The sequence below is a fragment of the Lysobacter sp. CFH 32150 genome, assembly GCF_022758295.1.
In the GTDB taxonomy this organism is placed as follows: domain Bacteria; phylum Pseudomonadota; class Gammaproteobacteria; order Xanthomonadales; family Xanthomonadaceae; genus CFH-32150.
This window is the reverse complement of sequence record NZ_JALDWJ010000008.1, coordinates 263,017-278,697: the sequence shown is the minus strand read 5'-3', so window position 1 is coordinate 278,697 and position 15,681 is coordinate 263,017. Positions and strand designations below refer to the sequence as shown.

9 protein-coding genes are annotated in these 15,681 nt (G+C 65.9%); 2 read left to right on the top strand and 7 right to left on the bottom strand.

Going from position 1 to position 15,681, the window contains the following annotated elements; all coding sequences use genetic code 11:
- The coding region (locus MO486_RS12815; RefSeq protein WP_242908312.1) for a hypothetical protein at nt 1–4,843 on the bottom strand (4,843 nt) is incomplete at its 3' end.
- Between the two features lie 422 nt (nt 4,844–5,265).
- Here MO486_RS12815 and MO486_RS12810 point away from each other — a divergent pair.
- A complete protein-coding gene (locus MO486_RS12810) occupies nt 5,266–6,264 on the top strand; it encodes a polyprenyl synthetase family protein (protein ID WP_242908310.1) in 999 nt (332 codons plus the stop codon).
- Here MO486_RS12810 and MO486_RS12805 read toward each other — a convergent pair whose 3' ends face one another.
- From MO486_RS12805 to MO486_RS12790, 4 genes are all read right to left on the bottom strand, one after another.
- The gene (locus MO486_RS12805) at nt 6,265–7,053 is read right to left on the bottom strand and encodes a dienelactone hydrolase family protein (RefSeq protein ID WP_242908308.1); all 789 of its coding nucleotides are present in this window, start codon (nt 7,051–7,053) and stop codon (nt 6,265–6,267) included. It abuts the gene before it with no gap.
- A 61-nt stretch (nt 7,054–7,114) separates the two neighbouring features.
- Entirely contained in the window at nt 7,115–8,518 is a 1,404-nt protein-coding gene (gene murD, locus MO486_RS12800) for a UDP-N-acetylmuramoyl-L-alanine--D-glutamate ligase (protein ID WP_242908306.1), read from the bottom strand.
- Nucleotides 8,499–9,905 carry a UDP-N-acetyl-alpha-D-muramoyl-L-alanyl-L-glutamate epimerase gene (murL, locus tag MO486_RS12795; protein WP_242908301.1) on the bottom strand — a complete coding sequence of 469 codons (1,407 nt, stop codon included), beginning with the start codon at nt 9,903–9,905 and terminating at the stop codon, nt 8,499–8,501. The genes murD and murL overlap by 20 nt, the downstream gene beginning before the upstream one ends.
- A gap of 76 nt (nt 9,906–9,981) precedes the next feature.
- The gene (locus tag MO486_RS12790) at nt 9,982–12,555 is read right to left on the bottom strand and encodes a bifunctional aspartate kinase/diaminopimelate decarboxylase (protein WP_242908299.1); all 2,574 of its coding nucleotides are present in this window, start codon (nt 12,553–12,555) and stop codon (nt 9,982–9,984) included.
- A gap of 139 nt (nt 12,556–12,694) precedes the next feature.
- Here MO486_RS12790 and MO486_RS12785 point away from each other — a divergent pair, with 139 nt between their 5' ends.
- Nucleotides 12,695–13,576: a PhzF family phenazine biosynthesis protein gene (locus MO486_RS12785; protein WP_242908297.1), complete on the top strand. Its 882-nt coding sequence runs from the start codon at nt 12,695–12,697 to the stop codon at nt 13,574–13,576.
- Between the two features lie 81 nt (nt 13,577–13,657).
- Here the strand turns inward: MO486_RS12785 and MO486_RS12780 are convergent, their stop codons facing one another.
- Both MO486_RS12780 and MO486_RS12775 read right to left on the bottom strand, forming a co-directional pair.
- Entirely contained in the window at nt 13,658–14,710 is a 1,053-nt protein-coding gene (locus MO486_RS12780) for a 2-dehydropantoate 2-reductase (protein ID WP_242908295.1), read from the bottom strand.
- Nucleotides 14,707–15,657 carry a LysR family transcriptional regulator gene (locus MO486_RS12775; protein ID WP_242908293.1) on the bottom strand — a complete coding sequence of 317 codons (951 nt, stop codon included), beginning with the start codon at nt 15,655–15,657 and terminating at the stop codon, nt 14,707–14,709. Before MO486_RS12775 ends, MO486_RS12780 begins: the two co-directional genes overlap by 4 nt.
- Nucleotides 15,658–15,681 lie beyond the last annotated feature (24 nt).

Sequence of the window (15,681 nt, the reverse complement as noted above, 5' to 3'; positions counted from 1 at the left end):
GCGTACAACCCAAGCTCGGCAGCAGCGGATCGGTGATCGTCACCGGCGCCAACGTCACCGTGCCCGTGTTGGTCGCACTGAACGTGTAAGTGATCGTGTCGCCGGCATCGCCGGTGACCAGGTTGCCGTTGGTGTCCGCCACCGCCGCGCTCTTGGCCAGCGTCAGCGACGCTACCGGCGTCGCCACTTCCGGCGTGGACGCCGTGTCGCTATCCGACGGATCCGGGATCGTCCCGGGCGCATCGCCCGTCGCCGTCGCCGTGTTCGTCACCCCGCCCACATCGCCTGCCTGAATGACGTACGTGTTGTTCGTTGCCGCGCAACTGGCCGTCGCGCCCGGCGCCATGGTGGCGATGGTGCAGCTCAAGCTTGGCAGCAGCGGATCCGCCACCGTCACTGGCGCCAACGTCACCGTGCCCGTGTTCTCCACGCTGAACGTGTAGGTGATCGTGTCGCCGGCATCGCCCGTCACCGTGTTGCCGTTGGTGTCCGTCACTGCTGCGCTCTTGGTCAGCGTCAGTGAGGCCGTGGGCGTTGCCACCGTTGGCGTGGTGGCCGTATCGGTCCCCGTCGGATCGACGATCGTGCCCGGCGCATCGCCGGTCGCGGTCGCAGTGTTCACCACGTTGCCCGCGGTCACATCGGCGGCCGTGATCACGTAGGTGTTGTTCGTTGCTGCGCACGACGCGGTCGCACCCGGCGCCAACGACACCAGCGTGCAGCCCAGCGTCGGCAGCAACGGATCGGTCACCGTGACCGGCGCCAACGTCACCGTGCCGGTGTTGGTCGCATTGAACGTGTAGGTGATCGTGTCGCCGGCATCACCTGTCACCAGGTTGCCGTTGGTGTCCGCCACACTCGCGCTCTTCGCCAGCGTCAGCGACGCCGTCGGCGTCGCGGCCGTCGGCGTGGTGGCGGTATCGGTCGCACTCGGATCGACGATCGTGCCCGGCGCATCGCCAGTCGCGGTTGCGGTGTTGACCACGCTGCCCGTCGTCACATCGGCGGCGGTGATCACATACGTGTTGTTCGTCGCGGTGCAACTGGAGGTGGCACCCGGTGCCAAGCTGGCGATCGTGCAGCCCAGACTGGGCAGCAGCGGATCGGTGATCGTCACCGGCGCCAACGTCACCGTGCCCGTGTTGGTCGCACTGAACGTGTAAGTGATCGTGTCCCCGGCATCGCCCGTCACCGTATTGCCGTTCGTGTCCGCCACGGAAGCCGACTTCGCCAGCGTCAGCGACGCCGTCGGCGTTGCTGCCGTCGTCACCGTCGCGCTGTCGGTCGCGGTCGGATCGACAATCGTGCCCGGCGCATCGCCGGTCGCCGTCGCGGTGTTCACCACACTGCCCGCCGTGACATCGGCGGCGGTGATCACGTAGGTGTTGTTGGTCGCCGCGCAGGACGCGGTCGCACCGGGTGCCAGCGACGCCAGCGAGCAGCTCAGCGTCGGCAGCAGCGGATCGCTGACCGTCACCGGCGCCAAGGTCACCGTGCCGGTATTGGTCGCACTGAACGTGTAGGTGATCGTGTCCCCTGCATCGCCGGTGACCAGATCGCCGTTGGTGTCTGCCACGCTCGCGGACTTGTCCAGCGTCAGCGAGGCCGCCGGTGTTGCCGCCGTCGAGGTGGTGGCCGTATCGGTCGCGGTCGGATCGACAATCGTGCCCGGCGCATCGCCGGTCGCGGTCGCGGTGTTCACCACGTCGCCTGCGGTGACATCTGCCGCGGTGATCACATAGGTGTTGTTCGTCGCGGTGCAACTGGAGGTGGCACCCGGTGCCAAGCTGGCGATCGTGCAGCCCAAGCTCGGCAACAGCGGATCCGCCACCGTCACCGGGGCCAACGTCACGGTGCCTGTGTTGGTCGCACTGAACGTATAGGTGATCGTGTCCCCTGCATCTCCGGTGACCAGATCGCCGTTGGTATCGGCCACCGATGCGCTCTTCGCCAGCGTCAGCGACGCGGTCGGCGTCGCCGCCGTCGTCACCGTGGCGGTATCGGTCGCGGTCGGGTCGGTCATCGTGCCCGGGGCATCGCCAGTCGCGGTCGCCGTGTTCACGACATTGCCGGCGGTCACATCGGCCGCAGTGATCACATACGTGTTGTTCGTCGCGGTGCAGCTGGCGCTGGCACCCGGTGCCAAGGTGGCGATCGTGCAGCCCAGACTGGGCAGCAGCGGATCGCTGACCGTCACCGGCGCCAACGTCACCGTGCCGGTGTTGGTCGCGCTGAAGGTGTAGGTGATCGAGTCACCGGCATCGCCCATCACCAGATTGCCATTGGTGTCCGCCACCGACGCGCTCTTATCCAGCGTCAGCGACGCCGCCTGGTCGTCGTTGGTGAACTGGCAACTCACGACTTCGCCTGCCACGAGGGTCAAGCCATCGTTTGGACTGGTGTCCGCAGCGCCGCTACATGCCAGGCCTGTCTGCAGGTAATCACCGGGGCCGGACTCGACTAGCGTGTAGGTTCCAAGATCGACGACCGCGTTGGTCACCGCTGCACTGCCGGTCGTGCCGCTGATCGGGGTTGGGCCGGAAGCACTCAGCGTCCATGCGGTCGCCAGTGTCGTGCCGCCGTTGTCGTTGACGACCGTCTTGGTAAGCGTCAGCGTCGCCGTGTTGCGCGTGTTGGTGAACGTGCAGGTCACGTCGTTGTCAGGCAGCGTGAAGCTGCCCGCAGTGGTTCCGGACACGCCGCCTACGCCGCTGCACGACAAGCTGGAGACGTAATCCGCCAGCACAGTGCCGGTACCTGCGATCTCCGCAACGTTCACGGTGCTGCCGACTGGCACGCCGGCAGTGCTTCCGCTGCCGCCGTTGCCGACATCGATGGCGACCGGGCTGCCGTTGATCTGCAGGGTGAATTTTCCGCTGTCGCCACTCGGACTCAGCGATTTCGCGACCGTTACCGTGCGCGTCGCGCGGGCATTGGTAATCGTGCAGGTGATCGTGGTTCCGGCATCGGCGGCATTGATGGCCAGACTGTTGCCCGTCAGGGTGCCGCCACTGCAACTCCATGCGCTGGCGTTGTATTGGCCGCTGTTGCCTCCGCCGAGGATCTCGGCCAGCGTCGCCGTTTCGCCGGCATACACGGTGACGATTGCGCCGGTATCGGTCTCGGACGCGGCGTTGGCTGTCGAATTCAGACTGGCGTCGTTGATCAACCCCGTGGTGCTGAGCGAGGCGGTGTCGTTGACCGCGGCATTCGACCAGGCCTTCGCCAGGCGCAGGTTGGCGGATTTGCGGCCATTGGTGAGCGTGCAGCTGATGTCGTCGTTGTTCGCCGGCGTCAGGCCGAAGCTGGTGCCGCTGCCGCTGGGCAGTACCGTGCCCGACCCGGCATTCGCGTTGCTGCAACTGATGCTGCTGCCATAGAGGGCGAGATTGGTGGTACCCGCCGCCGCTTCCGATAGGGTGTAAGCCGCACCGCCAGTGCCGGTCAACGTGGCTGCCGCCGAGGTCACCGAGGTACCGGCGCCGGTAGTAGTGACGCTGGCAGGACCACCCGTGCCGGAAATCGTCAGCGCGAACTGGTCGCTGCCGGCAAAACGTCCGGGCGCAGCGATGGCTTTCTGCAAGCTCAGGCGCGGCCGCGCGGTGTTGCTGTAAGTGCAGGTGATGTCGTCGCCAGGCGCCGGGGTGAGGCTGAAGCTCGACACGGACTGGTTATTCGGCAAACCGCCGGTGGCGCCGGAGCCGGTGAACGCATTGGTGCACGTCAGTCGGGTGTCGTACTGCGAGAGCAGCGAACTGCTGCCCACTGCCATCGCATCGGTCAGGGTCAGGGCCTGGCCGGGCGTGGCGAAGAAGGTGTTGGTGGAGGTGACGCCGGTACCGGTGCCAGTGGTGGCGATGCCTGCGGCGGCGGCGGTGACGGCGACATCGGAGGTATCGGTCAGCGTGCTGCTGCCTGCACCGGACACCGATACGGTGAACTGGTCCGCGGCCAGCACCCGTCCACCGACGTTCTTCTGGATCGTGATTCGGCTGCGCTTGGTGTTGGTGACCGTGCAGGCGGCGTTGGGCGACGAATTCTGCAGCGTAGCGACCAGCGTGCCATTGGCCTGGCCGCTGGTGTCGACCGTGCCGCTGCTGCAGCTGATGGTCGAGCGCCAATGCGCCGGCACGTTTTCATCGACGGTCAACTGGCGGGCGCTGCCATTGATCGCCATCGTGACCCGCTGGGTGTTGTTGTCGGTCAGGTTGAAGCTGGTTGGCGCGGTTGTGACGGAACCGCTGGTGGTGAAGCCGAAACTGGTGGTATCGCCATCAGGCAGGGTCTGCTTGGTGACATCGACGTAACCATTGACGACGAACGTGCTGACGCGAGCTGTGCCGGATTGGCATTTGGCGCTCGTACCGGGCACGACGTTGGCCGGTCCTGCGCAAACGGCCGCGCCGTTCTGCGAATACACCAAGGTATAGGGCACCAGCAGTTCGCCGGTGGTGGCATCCCCTTGGCAGATCAGTTTGACGCTCTGGATTCGCGGCGTTGCCGATTGCGAGGGGCCAAGGAAGTCGCCGCAGGTGTCGCCTGCCTGCAGGTCCAGGTCGACCCAGGGAAATGGCGACTCCGGGAAGGTTGCCACCGAGCACTGACCACCAGCGCTGGTCGGGCTGTTGCCGGACTGGCCGACAAAGAAGCCGACGTCGTAGCGGTTGGGGCTGTTCGAAGTCAGGCTGAGATCGACCTCTACCGTGACCGTACTGCCAGCGACGCACGAAGGCGGAGAGCCCGGACCATTGGCGAGAGTCGCGCCGACGGTAAAATCGTTGGCGGTGCAGTTCAATCCGCCAGCACGATCGCGCGCACAGGTTGTGTCCTGCAGCGCGGTCACCGTCTGCGCTTGCGCGAAAGGCGCAGCACCAAGGCAGAGCCCGCCAAGAAGAAGAAAGGCAGCAAGGAGCCGGGCGGGCAATGTCGCAACGGCCTGCCTTCGATCCTGCGCAACATGAGAGTGGCGCCCGACAACGGCACACGGCCTCATACCTCGCGCCATGGCGAGGCAAGCACCCATCAACATGTTGTGTCCCCTGCTTCCCGAAAATACCGCTTTGTTGACCAAATTTATCCTGTTGAACGTATTTCACCTCTACGTTTCAACAGTTTGTCTAGTGCCTCGCCACGATATCGTGACCGACGTTCATTTTCAATTGAGAATTATTGTCAAGTTTTGACCTGAAAACGCTCTCTTCCAGGCATTCGAGGCGCAAACCTTGCGCCTCGTATAATTCGCCTCCCCTACGTTTCGGCCGCCCTATGCCTGCCAGCGCCTTGCGTCAGCCCGCCACCGATCTGGCCACCATCCAGGCCCTGGCCCGCGACGACATGGCGGCGGTCGACGCCCTGATCCGGCGCCGGCTAGCCTCCGATGTGGTGCTGATCAACCAGGTCGCCGAATACATCGTCGGCGCCGGCGGCAAGCGGCTGCGGCCGATGCTGTTGTTGCTCGCGGCGGGTGCGCTTGGGCACCGCGGCCCCGATGCCCACCAGCTGGCCGCGGTGGTCGAGTTCATCCACACCGCCACCCTGCTGCACGACGACGTCGTCGACGAGTCCGACCTGCGCCGTGGCCGCAAGACCGCCAATGCCGTCTGGGGCAATGCGGCGAGCGTGCTGGTCGGCGACTTCCTCTACTCGCGCAGCTTCCAGCTGATGGTCGAACTCGATCGCATGCCCGTCATGCGCATCCTGGCCGACACCACCAACGCCATCGCCGAGGGCGAAGTGCTGCAACTGCTGCACGTGCGCAATCCGGACACCGATGAAGCCGCGTACCTGCGCGTGATCGAGCGCAAGACCGCAGTGCTGTTCGCCGCTGCCACGCGGCTCGGTGCCTTGTTGGCCGGCGCGGATGCCGCCACCTGCAATGCCCTGCACGCCTACGGCCTCAACCTCGGCTACGCATTCCAGATCGCCGATGACGTGCTCGATTACGCATCGGACGCCGACATCCTCGGCAAGAACCTCGGCGACGATCTCGCCGAAGGCAAGGCGACGCTGCCGCTGATCCATGCCATCGCGCACAGCGACACATCGACCCGCGAACGCCTGCGCGCTGCGATCGAACACGGCAACACCGACGCCATGCCGGAAGTGATGTCCGCAATCCACGCCACCGGCGGGCTCGATTACAGCCGCCAACGCGCTGGCGAATATGCCGAAGCCGCCGAACGCGCGCTCGACGGCCTCGAAGACAACGAATACGTGGCGGCGCTACGCGGCCTGGCGCACTACGCGGTCAACCGCGACCACTAATCACTTCGCCGCGAATCGCTCGCGGAAGAAGTCGTGCATCATCTCGAAGGCGCGCTTCGACGCGCGTTCGTTGTAGACGCAGTTCGGCGGATTGTTCGATTCCGGCTGGGTAAAGCAGTGCACGGCGCCACTGAAATCGACGAACTGCCAGTCGGCCTTGGCGGCATCCATTTCCTTCTCGAAGGCCGCGATGTTCTCGTCGGTGACGCTGGCGTCATCGGCGCCATTGAGGACGAGGATCGACGTGCGGACGTTGTTGCCCTCGGCGGGAAGATACGTATCCACGCCGCCATGCAGGCTGACCACGCCAGCGACATCCGCACCGCTGCGGGCGAGCTCCAGCACGGCTGAGCCACCGAAGCAGAAACCGAACGCGCCAATCCTGGCCACGTCGAGCGGCGCTGTATCGGCCTGCGCCTTCAGCACTTTCACCGCCTCGTTGACACGCGCGCGCAACTGGACGCCACCGTCGGAATAGACCTTCCGCACCTGCGCTAGCGCTTCCTCGCCATTCTTCGGCCGCACGCCCTTGCCGTAGACGTCGGCCACCAGCACCACGTAGTCGTCGCCGGCGACCTGCTTCGCCTTCTCGACGGAGTCGTCCGTCGCGCCCATCCAGTTCGGCACCATCACCAGGCCCGGACGTTTGATCGCATTGGTGCCGTCGTAGACGAGCGTGCCGCTGAAAGTCTCTTTTCCGACCTTCCACTCGACGGGCTTGGTCTGCATCGCCGCGAACACGGGCACGGCGCACAGCATGAGGGTGATTGCAGCAACGACTCGACGCATGACGGAATCCTCCTTGGAAGTTCGGGAGCCTACGCAGCCGAAGTTGCGCAGGCGTGAAAACTCAAGCGATGCCGAGACCCGGGATCGCACTGATCATGTCGGGGTCAAATCCTGTCAGTTCGGCGAAGTGACGGCCACGCGCAACATAGTCGCGGTACGGACCAAAGCTCGGCGCCCCCGGCGACAGCAGCACCACGCCGTCGCCCGCTAGCGCATCGCGCGCCTGGGTCAGTGCGTCAGCGAGACCGTCCGCGGCCGTCAGTCGGAAGTCCGACTGCATCGCTATCGGCGCCAGCAATGCGTGGATGCGCGGGCCGTTCTGTCCCATGGTGACGATCGCCGCCGGCGCCTGCCGTTGCATCGCCTCGGCGAACGCGGTCCAGTCGATACCGCGATCGTGCCCGCCGACCAGGATCGCCACGCGTCGGTCGCGGAACACTTCCAACGCCGCGAGGCTCGCATGTGGCGTGGTGCTGATCGAATCGTTGACGTAGGTGATGCCATCCCGCGTGCCGAGTGTTTGCAAGCGGTGTGGCAAGGGTTGGAAGGATGCGGCATGCGGCGCGAATGCGACCGCATCCAGTCCTAAAGCTTCGACCGCCGTCAGCACTGCGCACAGATTGCCGCGGTTGTGCAGGCCAGGCAGCGGCAGGGTCACGGTATTCATGACTAATGTGTCGCCGCGGTACAGGACATCGTCGCGCAGATGCCAGCCATCCTCGCGACCGAACCAGCGCACCTCGCAGTCTGGCAGCGCCAACGACGCGAGCGTCGCATCGTTGGCGTTCAGCACTGCGACCCGCGGCCTGGCTTCGGTCAGCAGACGTAGCTTGTCGTCGACGTAGCGCGTCTGCGAACCGTGCCAGTCAAGATGCTCCGGAAACACATTGAGCGCGACCGCGACCTCGGGTCGCACGCCGCTGTCGGCGACATCGCCGGTTTGGTAGCTCGAGAGTTCGATTGCCCAGAACTCGGGCGATGTGGGCGGATCGAGCAACTCCAACAGCGGCAGGCCGATGTTGCCGGCGAGCGCAGTGACGCGACCGCCAGCGCGCAGCAGATGCGCGAGCAATGCGGTCGTCGTGCTCTTGCCCTTGGTTCCCGTGACGCAAATCGTGCGAGCTTCGGCGTGCTCTGCGAACCACAGCGCGGTGCCGCCGATGAAGCGCGTGCCCTGCCCTGCTGCCGCGACGGCCTCGGCACGATATGGACTGATGCCGGGCGATTTGACCACTACATCGAAAGCAGCCAGCGCTTCGGCGGTAGCAGTGGTTTCGACCAGCAATCGCGTATCGCCCAGAGCGTGGGCGTCGCCAGCTTCATCCGGCGAACAGAACAGCGTGAGAGGCTGTTCCGGCAATCGAGAACGGAGCGCATGGTAGGCGGCGCGGCCTTCGCGGCCCCAACCCCACAGCGCGACGCGCTTGCCTTCAAGCTGCCGGATGTTATGCAGCGAGCAGCGCACGGAGGCGTTCCCACAGCTGCTGCGGGATGCGGTGTTCTTCGTCGAGCACGAGCAACGGCTCAATCCGCAATTCGCCAGCGTCCAACTGCGGCCGGATCTCACGCGCGAACCGTTCGACCAGCGCGTCTTCGCGCCATTCCGGTCGCTCGGCCAACGCTGCCATCGCTGCCCGCGACTCTCGGCCTTCGCCGACACACTCGAACGGCTTGTGGTCCTGGAATTCGAGCAAACCGTCGTAACCGGCGGTCTGTGCCGGATCATCGAGCAGGTTGCGGCCGAAGATGCCGACGAGGCGCGGCTTCGGCATGAACGGCGCCAGCGCGAGGAACACGAAATGGCACTTCGGACACACGCCGCACCAGCGATTGGCCGGACGCTCGCCGAGGATGTGGAAATTGCGATTGCAGCTGCTGAAGTGCGCATCGTAATGGTCGGTCTTTGCGAACTGTCTTGCGACCGCGAGTTCGCTCAGAGGTCGCAGCAGCGAGTAGTACTGCAGGTCGGCAGCGACGTAGCGCTGAACGTAGTCGCCGAAGGCCTGTTCGCAGGCCCAGCCCTTCGACCACTGGTGATTCACCTCACCCGTGATGCTTCCATCAGGCGCGAGGATCAGGCTGCCGTAGCTGGCCGAGCGTTCGTTCGAGAACACGACCTGGTCGACGCCGTGCAGCAACGCGGCCAGCACCATGATCGCCGAGTTCAACACAGTCACCGGGATGTGCCCGTTGTAGGCACCCTGGCGATTGATCTCGAACAATTGCGGCGCCAGCGCGCGGCCGATATTCAGCGTCGGCAAGCCGGTGCGCTGCGCGCAGGCTGCGATCAATTGCGAGCCGCCGATCCAGGTGACGGTCTGATCGACGCCGAGTGTGCGCAAGGCTTCGATGCTGACCAGCGAATCCTTGCCGCCGCCGATGGCGACCAGCGCATGTTCCCTCAAGCCGAGCGTGGGTACAGGCGCGGCTGTGACTGTGGGAGCGACGTGAGTCGCGATCGCCTGACTCCCGCTGGGAAAGTGGATCTTGCCGTGCAGGTTCAACCCATTGCGATAAGCGAACTCGCCCAGGCCGTTCTCGTAGATCAGGGTCAGCAACGCCGCCGTGTCCGCATCGATCGCGTACGATTCGATGCGGATTTCCGGCGGCACCGCGGCCTTGTAATAACTGACGCCGGTGATCAGGTGCAGCAAACGCAACGCGCGTTCGACGGCTTCGGCACGCGCGTCATCCAATGCAAAAGGCGCGCCCGGCACCGTGATCTTCTCGACCAGCTCCGGGCCTTCGTCGAACGCATAGACCAATTGCGCCACGCCGCTCGCCGCATCGAAACTGCAACGTACGAAACGGAACGCGCGGATTGCGTCGCGCTGGAACTGCCACTCACTCATTCTCAAACCACCTTGCGTAGGGCGGGTCTTGACCCGCCGTTACAGAATGCCGAAAAGCGGCGGGTCAAGACCCGCCCTACTCAATCACGTCCTCTGCCGGCAATGCCCGCAGGTTGTAGGTATTGGCCATCGCCATGCCGTAGGCGCCGGCGTCTGCAACCAGCAGTACGTCGCCTTCGCTGGTGGCCAGCGGCAACTGCCGGCCGCGGCCGAGCACGTCGCTGCTTTCGCAAATCGGACCGACGACATCGAACGCGGCGGTCGCGCTGTCATCGAGCCGGCTCAGGTTGTGGATGCCGTGGTAGGCCTCGTACATCGCGGGCCGCATCAACGCGTTCATGCCGGCATCGCAGCCGACGCGGCGCACGCCGTCTTTTTCGACGACCTGGGTCACGCCCAGCAGCAGCACACCACTTTCGGCGACCAGGTAACGCCCCGGCTCGATGACGAGGCCGTAGCGTGGGTAGGCCGCCTTGATTTCATCGAGGCCGCTGCGCCACAGCGCGATATCGAAATCCTGCGCGTCCGGTGCGTAGGCAATCGGCAGGCCGCCACCGATATCGAGACTTTCGACCGTGCCGACGTTGTCGGCGAGACCGGCGAGATTGGCGTACACCTCACGCCAATGCCGCGGATCGTCGATGCCGCTGCCGAGATGCGCATGCAGGCCACTGATGCGGATGCCGAGCTTGCGCGCCTCGTCGACGAACGCATCGAAGCGCGCCACGGGCAGGCCGAATTTTGCAGCGACGCCGCCGGTACGCACCTTCTCATGATGGCCTTCGCCATGGCCTAGGTCGAGCCGCAACCACAGCGTGCGGCCACGGAACACGTCCGGCCAGCGCTGCAGGGCTTCAAGGTTGTCGAGGGTGACCGTGACCCCGCGTGCAAAGGCAGCTTCGTACTCGCGCTTCGGCGCGAAGCTCGGCGTGAACAACACGCGCTGCGGTGCGAGGCTCGGCACCGTCGCAAAGACATGCTCGAGCTCGGCCAGCGAGACGCATTCCAGGCCGAAGCCTTCGGCCACGATCGTGCGCAGGATCGCCGGATGGGAATTGGCCTTGATCGCATAGAAGCAGCGATCGATCGCCTCGCTCTGCGCCAGTTCGCGTGCGCGTTCCCGCACGGTCGCGAGGTTGTACACGTAGCGCGGCGTAACGGCCGACGCGAGCAGCTTCGAGCGTGCACCGACCCACCACGGCGTGCGCCGCTGCGGCTTGCCGTGCGCGATCTCGCGCCAGCTCGGGCCGAATACCGTCGTTTCCTGCACCGGCATCGCGCCGCCACGGATCAGTTCCGCATGCAGCTGCGGCAACAGGCCGTCGGCGTCGGCTTCATCGATGACGAAGGTGAGGTTGAGGTCGTTGGACGACTGCGAGATCAGGTGCACGCGTTCCTTGCCGAACGTGGCCCAGATGTCCGACAGCTTATGCAGCAGCGAACGCATGCCGCGGCCGACCAGCGTGATCGCCGCACACGGCGCGATCACCTTGACCCGGCAGACCTCGGCGAGATCCGCGCTCAGCGCTTCGAGCACGTTGGTGGTGACCAGGTTCTCGCTGGGGTCGAGCGAGACGGTGACGTTGGTTTCCGACGAACCGATCAGGTCGACCGACAGGCCGTGGCGCTTGAAGCGCTCGAACACGTCGGCGAGGAAGCCGACCTGTTGCCACATGCCGATGCTTTCCATCGACACCAACACGATGCCATTGCGGCGGCTGATCGCCTTGACGCCAGGCACGGTCGCGGCGGCGGCGTCGATGCTGGTGCCCGGCAGGTCGGGACGCTCGGTGTCGAGAATGGCCATCGGCACGTTGGCGTCGCGACACGGCGCGATCGAACGCGGATGCAGCACCTTGGCGCCGGTGGTGGCGATTTCCTGTGCTTCGGCGTAGTCGAGGCGCGTCAGCAAACGGGCATCGGGCACGTCACGCGGATTGGCCGTGAACATGCCGGGCACGTCGGTCCAGATTTCGACGCGTTGCGCTTTCAGCAGGGCACCGAAATACGCCGCCGAAGTGTCGGAACCGCCGCGGCCGAGGATCGCGGTGCCGCCGTCTGCATGCCGGGCGATGAAGCCTTGCGAGATCAGCATGCGTGTCTGCTGCTGCGCGAAACGCGTGCCGAATTCGGCGTCGCCTTCGCGCTTGCAATTGACCGACAGGCGCTTGGCCCATTCGCTGACGTTCGGCAGCGTGATCGCATCGAGCCAGTCGCGCGCATCGCACCAGCCGAAGTCGTGGCCCTGCGATCGCAGGTAGGCAGCACCGAGCGTGGAAGACAGCAATTCGCCCTGCGCAAGCACCTCGGCCTGCCAGTCCAGCGTGCGTTCCGCCGCGCGCGGGTCGCTGGCCAGCGCCTGCAATGCGGCGAGACGCTCGCCGAGCACCGCGTCGGCATCGAGGTCGAGCTCGGCGCAGAACGCGCGGTGGCGCTCGACCAACGCTGCGATGCGCGCGGCGATGCCGTCACCGTTCGCTATCGCCTGCAGTTCGTTGGTGACGCCAGACAGCGCCGACACCACCACCAGCACGCGCACGTCGTCGTCGGTCATGCGTTTCGAAGCGAGGCGTCCGATGGTGTCCCAACGGTTGCGGCGGGACACCGAGGTGCCGCCGAACTTGAGTACGACCCAACGCTTTGCTTCCACGCCAGCCCTCATAGTGAATTGAGTTATGTGCCGATGATTACAACTGAAAGTGTCCGAACGCCCTAGAATCGCGCGTCCGCCGCTGCCGCGGGCATGAACCTGCAATTCTAGTCGAACTCCCGCCCCGGACCCGCACCGAATGACGCTGCGCCGCTACCTGCAACTCGATGTCTTCGCCGACCGCCCCGGCGCGGGCAACCCGCTGGCCGTGGTGCTCGATGCCGAAGGCCTGGACGACGCGTCGATGCAGGCCATCGCCAAGTGGACGCGGCTGCCGGAGACGACCTTCGTGTTCCCGCCGACCCAACCCGGCGCCAGTTATCGCATCCGCATGTTCAGCCCGCGCCGCGAGGTGCCATTCGCCGGCCATCCCAGCGTCGGCACCGCGCATGTGGTGCTGGAGGCGGGGTTGGCGACACCGGTCGACGGTCGACTGGTACAGGAAGGCATTGCCGGACTGCTGCCGCTGAGCGTCGACGGCGAAGGCGTGCGCCGCACGATCGCGATCCGCACGCCACGGGCACGGGTGGTCGAAGTCGCCAATCTCAACGACGTGCGCCTGGTCGCCGTGCTGCGCAATGTGCAGTTGGGCGCCCTGCCGCCGGCCCTGATGGATGGCGGCCGCCGCTGGTGGCTGGCCGAGTTCGCCAACGAAGCAGCACTACGCGATGCGACGCCTGACTGGCTCGCGATCGGTGCGCTCGCCGTCACCACCGACAGCATGGGCCTGTGCGCGTTTGCCCGGGCCGACGCGGGCCGCGACTACGACCTGGTGGTCCGTGCCTTCGTCGGCGCGCCAGCGCACTTCGAGGATGCCGCTTCCGGCGCGGCCAACGCCACGCTGGCCGCATGGTTGAAGCACAACGACGCGCTGCCAGGCAGCGATGGCCGCTATGTCGTGAGCCAGGGCCGCGAGGTCGGACACGATGCACGGCTGCAACTGCGCGTCGACGACGAAGGCGAAGTCTGGTCCGGCGGGCATATCTGCAATGTCGTGCGCGGCAACATCGACTGGCCCTGATCGGTTGCCCGGTGGGAGCTACTTGTGGGAGCTATTTGTGGGAGCGACGTGAGTCGCGATACGGGGCCCCACGATCGCGACTCACGTCGCTCCCATAGGATGGTCGGCGGCTTGCCGCAGCTGCAGCAGCAGCTCCTCGCCCGGCCAGTCACGTCGTCCCCCCTGCTCCACCGCATGCACCAATGCCGCCAGGCGCGCATTGACCGGCGCGTCGCGGCGCAGCGTTTTCGCCAACCGCACCACTTCGCCGTTCAACCAATCCACTTCGGTCAGGCGGCCGGCATGCAGGTCGTACCACATCGATCCGCGGGCCAACGGGTCGATCGCGATCATCGCGTTGGCGACGCGGCGAAACAGCGCGTCGGGCAGTCCGAGCACGTACGGCATCCAGTGTGGCGGCACCGCGGTCAGCTTCGCCGGATGGATGCCCGCAGCATCGAGCAGGCCTAGCGCCTCGCGTTGCGCCAGCACCAGGCAACGGCGGTAGCTGCGCTGCGAAAGCTCTTCCTTGATCGGCAGGTCCGACAGCGCGTTGATCGCATTGTTGAGATTGAGCAGCAACTTGGCCCACTGCACGGCGACCATGTCGGCATGCTGATGCAGCGGCAAGCCGGCTTGCGCGAAATCGCCGACGAACGGCTGCAGCGACGCGTGCTGCGTGACCGCGAGCGCACCTTCGGTGGCCTGGTGGAATGCCCCGCCGCCTCGCGCGACGACGTTGAACTGCACCATGCCCGCCAGCACGACCGCATCCGGTAGCACCGCGCGCAAAGTCCCATCGTGGCCGAGGCCATTCTGGAAGCTGATCACAGTCGTACCCGGCTTGAGCACGGCGGCCAGTGCGCGGCCGGCCTCGGCAGTGGCGGCGGACTTGACCGTGACCAGCACCAGGTCGGCATCGGCTGCAGCCTGCGGGTCGGTCTGGAAATCGACTGCGCCAGCCGGCACCCGCATGTCCGCACCGCGGTAATCGGTGAGGTGCAGCCCATGTTCGGCGGCTTCCTGGGACAGTCGCGCGCGACCGATGAAGCGCACCGGTGCACCCGCCGCCTGCAATCGCCCGCCGACGTAGCAGCCGATGCTGCCGGCACCGAAGACGCAGATGCGGGGTTTCGCCCGTTCGTTCGCCGTCATGCTCTCGCCTTCTTCTGCTTTGCAGCCGTGATCGCACCGCTGCCGCTGAGTGCGCCGACATGTTCGCGCAGCCAACGGTTGCCGGCGTCGGCCTCGGCGCCTTCGGGCCAGTACATCATGATCTCGAGCGCCGGCAGCGGGATCGGCGCGTCGGCCAGGTGCAACTTGAGGTCGCGGCTCAGCCATTCGCCATGCGACTGCGGCAAGGTCAGCAGCAGGTCCGAATGGGCGACGATGCGGCATGCGGCGTAGTAGTTCTGGCAGCGCAACGCGACTTCGCGGCCGAGTCCACGGCGACTGAGCGCGACATCCTCCAGCGTCGGCCCGCTGCTGCGGCCGGACACCACCACATGCCGCGCCCCCAGCCATCCGGCCGTGCCCAATGTCGTCTTCGCCAGCGGATGCCCGGGCCGCATCGCCACCACCAGGCGGTCCTTCAGTACGCGTTGCTGGCGGATGCGCGGTCCAAGCGGCTGCGGCACGTCGAGCGCCAGCGACAGATCCCCGGACACCAGCTGTCGCGCCAGCCGCTCACGGTCGATGCGCACGCTGTGCACGCGCAACTGTGGCGCCTGCGCATGCAGGGCCTGGACCAGGCGCGGCAACAAAGTGAATTCCAGCGACTCGGGCATGCCGATCACGAAGCGGCGGGTCGAACCCGCCGGGTCGAAATGGCCTGCGCGTTGCACGCTGTCGCGCAGGGTGCGCAACGCCTGCGCGACCTCGTCTGCGATGCCATGCGCCAGCGGCGTCGGCGCGATCTTGCGGCCCTCGCGCACGAACAGCGGATCGTCGTAATGCGACCGCAGCCGCGCCAGTGCATTGCTGACAGCAGGCTGGGTGAGGTGCAACTCCTCCGCGGCGCGGGTGAGACTGCCGGCACGGTAGATCGCCTCGAACACCCGGAACAGGTTCAGGTCGATCCGCGGAGCGCTGCTTTCATTCATGCCTGTGATGCTAACTGATTCATA

Coding starts and splice junctions, on each gene's coding strand:
- MO486_RS12810 (WP_242908310.1), top strand. CDS start 5,266: ATGCCTGCCAGCGCCTTGCGTCAGCCCGCCACCGATCTGGCCACCATC.
- MO486_RS12805 (WP_242908308.1), bottom strand. CDS start 7,053: ATGCGTCGAGTCGTTGCTGCAATCACCCTCATGCTGTGCGCCGTGCCC.
- murL (WP_242908301.1), bottom strand. CDS start 9,905: ATGAGTGAGTGGCAGTTCCAGCGCGACGCAATCCGCGCGTTCCGTTTC.
- MO486_RS12785 (WP_242908297.1), top strand. CDS start 12,695: ATGACGCTGCGCCGCTACCTGCAACTCGATGTCTTCGCCGACCGCCCC.
- MO486_RS12780 (WP_242908295.1), bottom strand. CDS start 14,710: ATGACGGCGAACGAACGGGCGAAACCCCGCATCTGCGTCTTCGGTGCC.
- MO486_RS12775 (WP_242908293.1), bottom strand. CDS start 15,657: ATGAATGAAAGCAGCGCTCCGCGGATCGACCTGAACCTGTTCCGGGTG.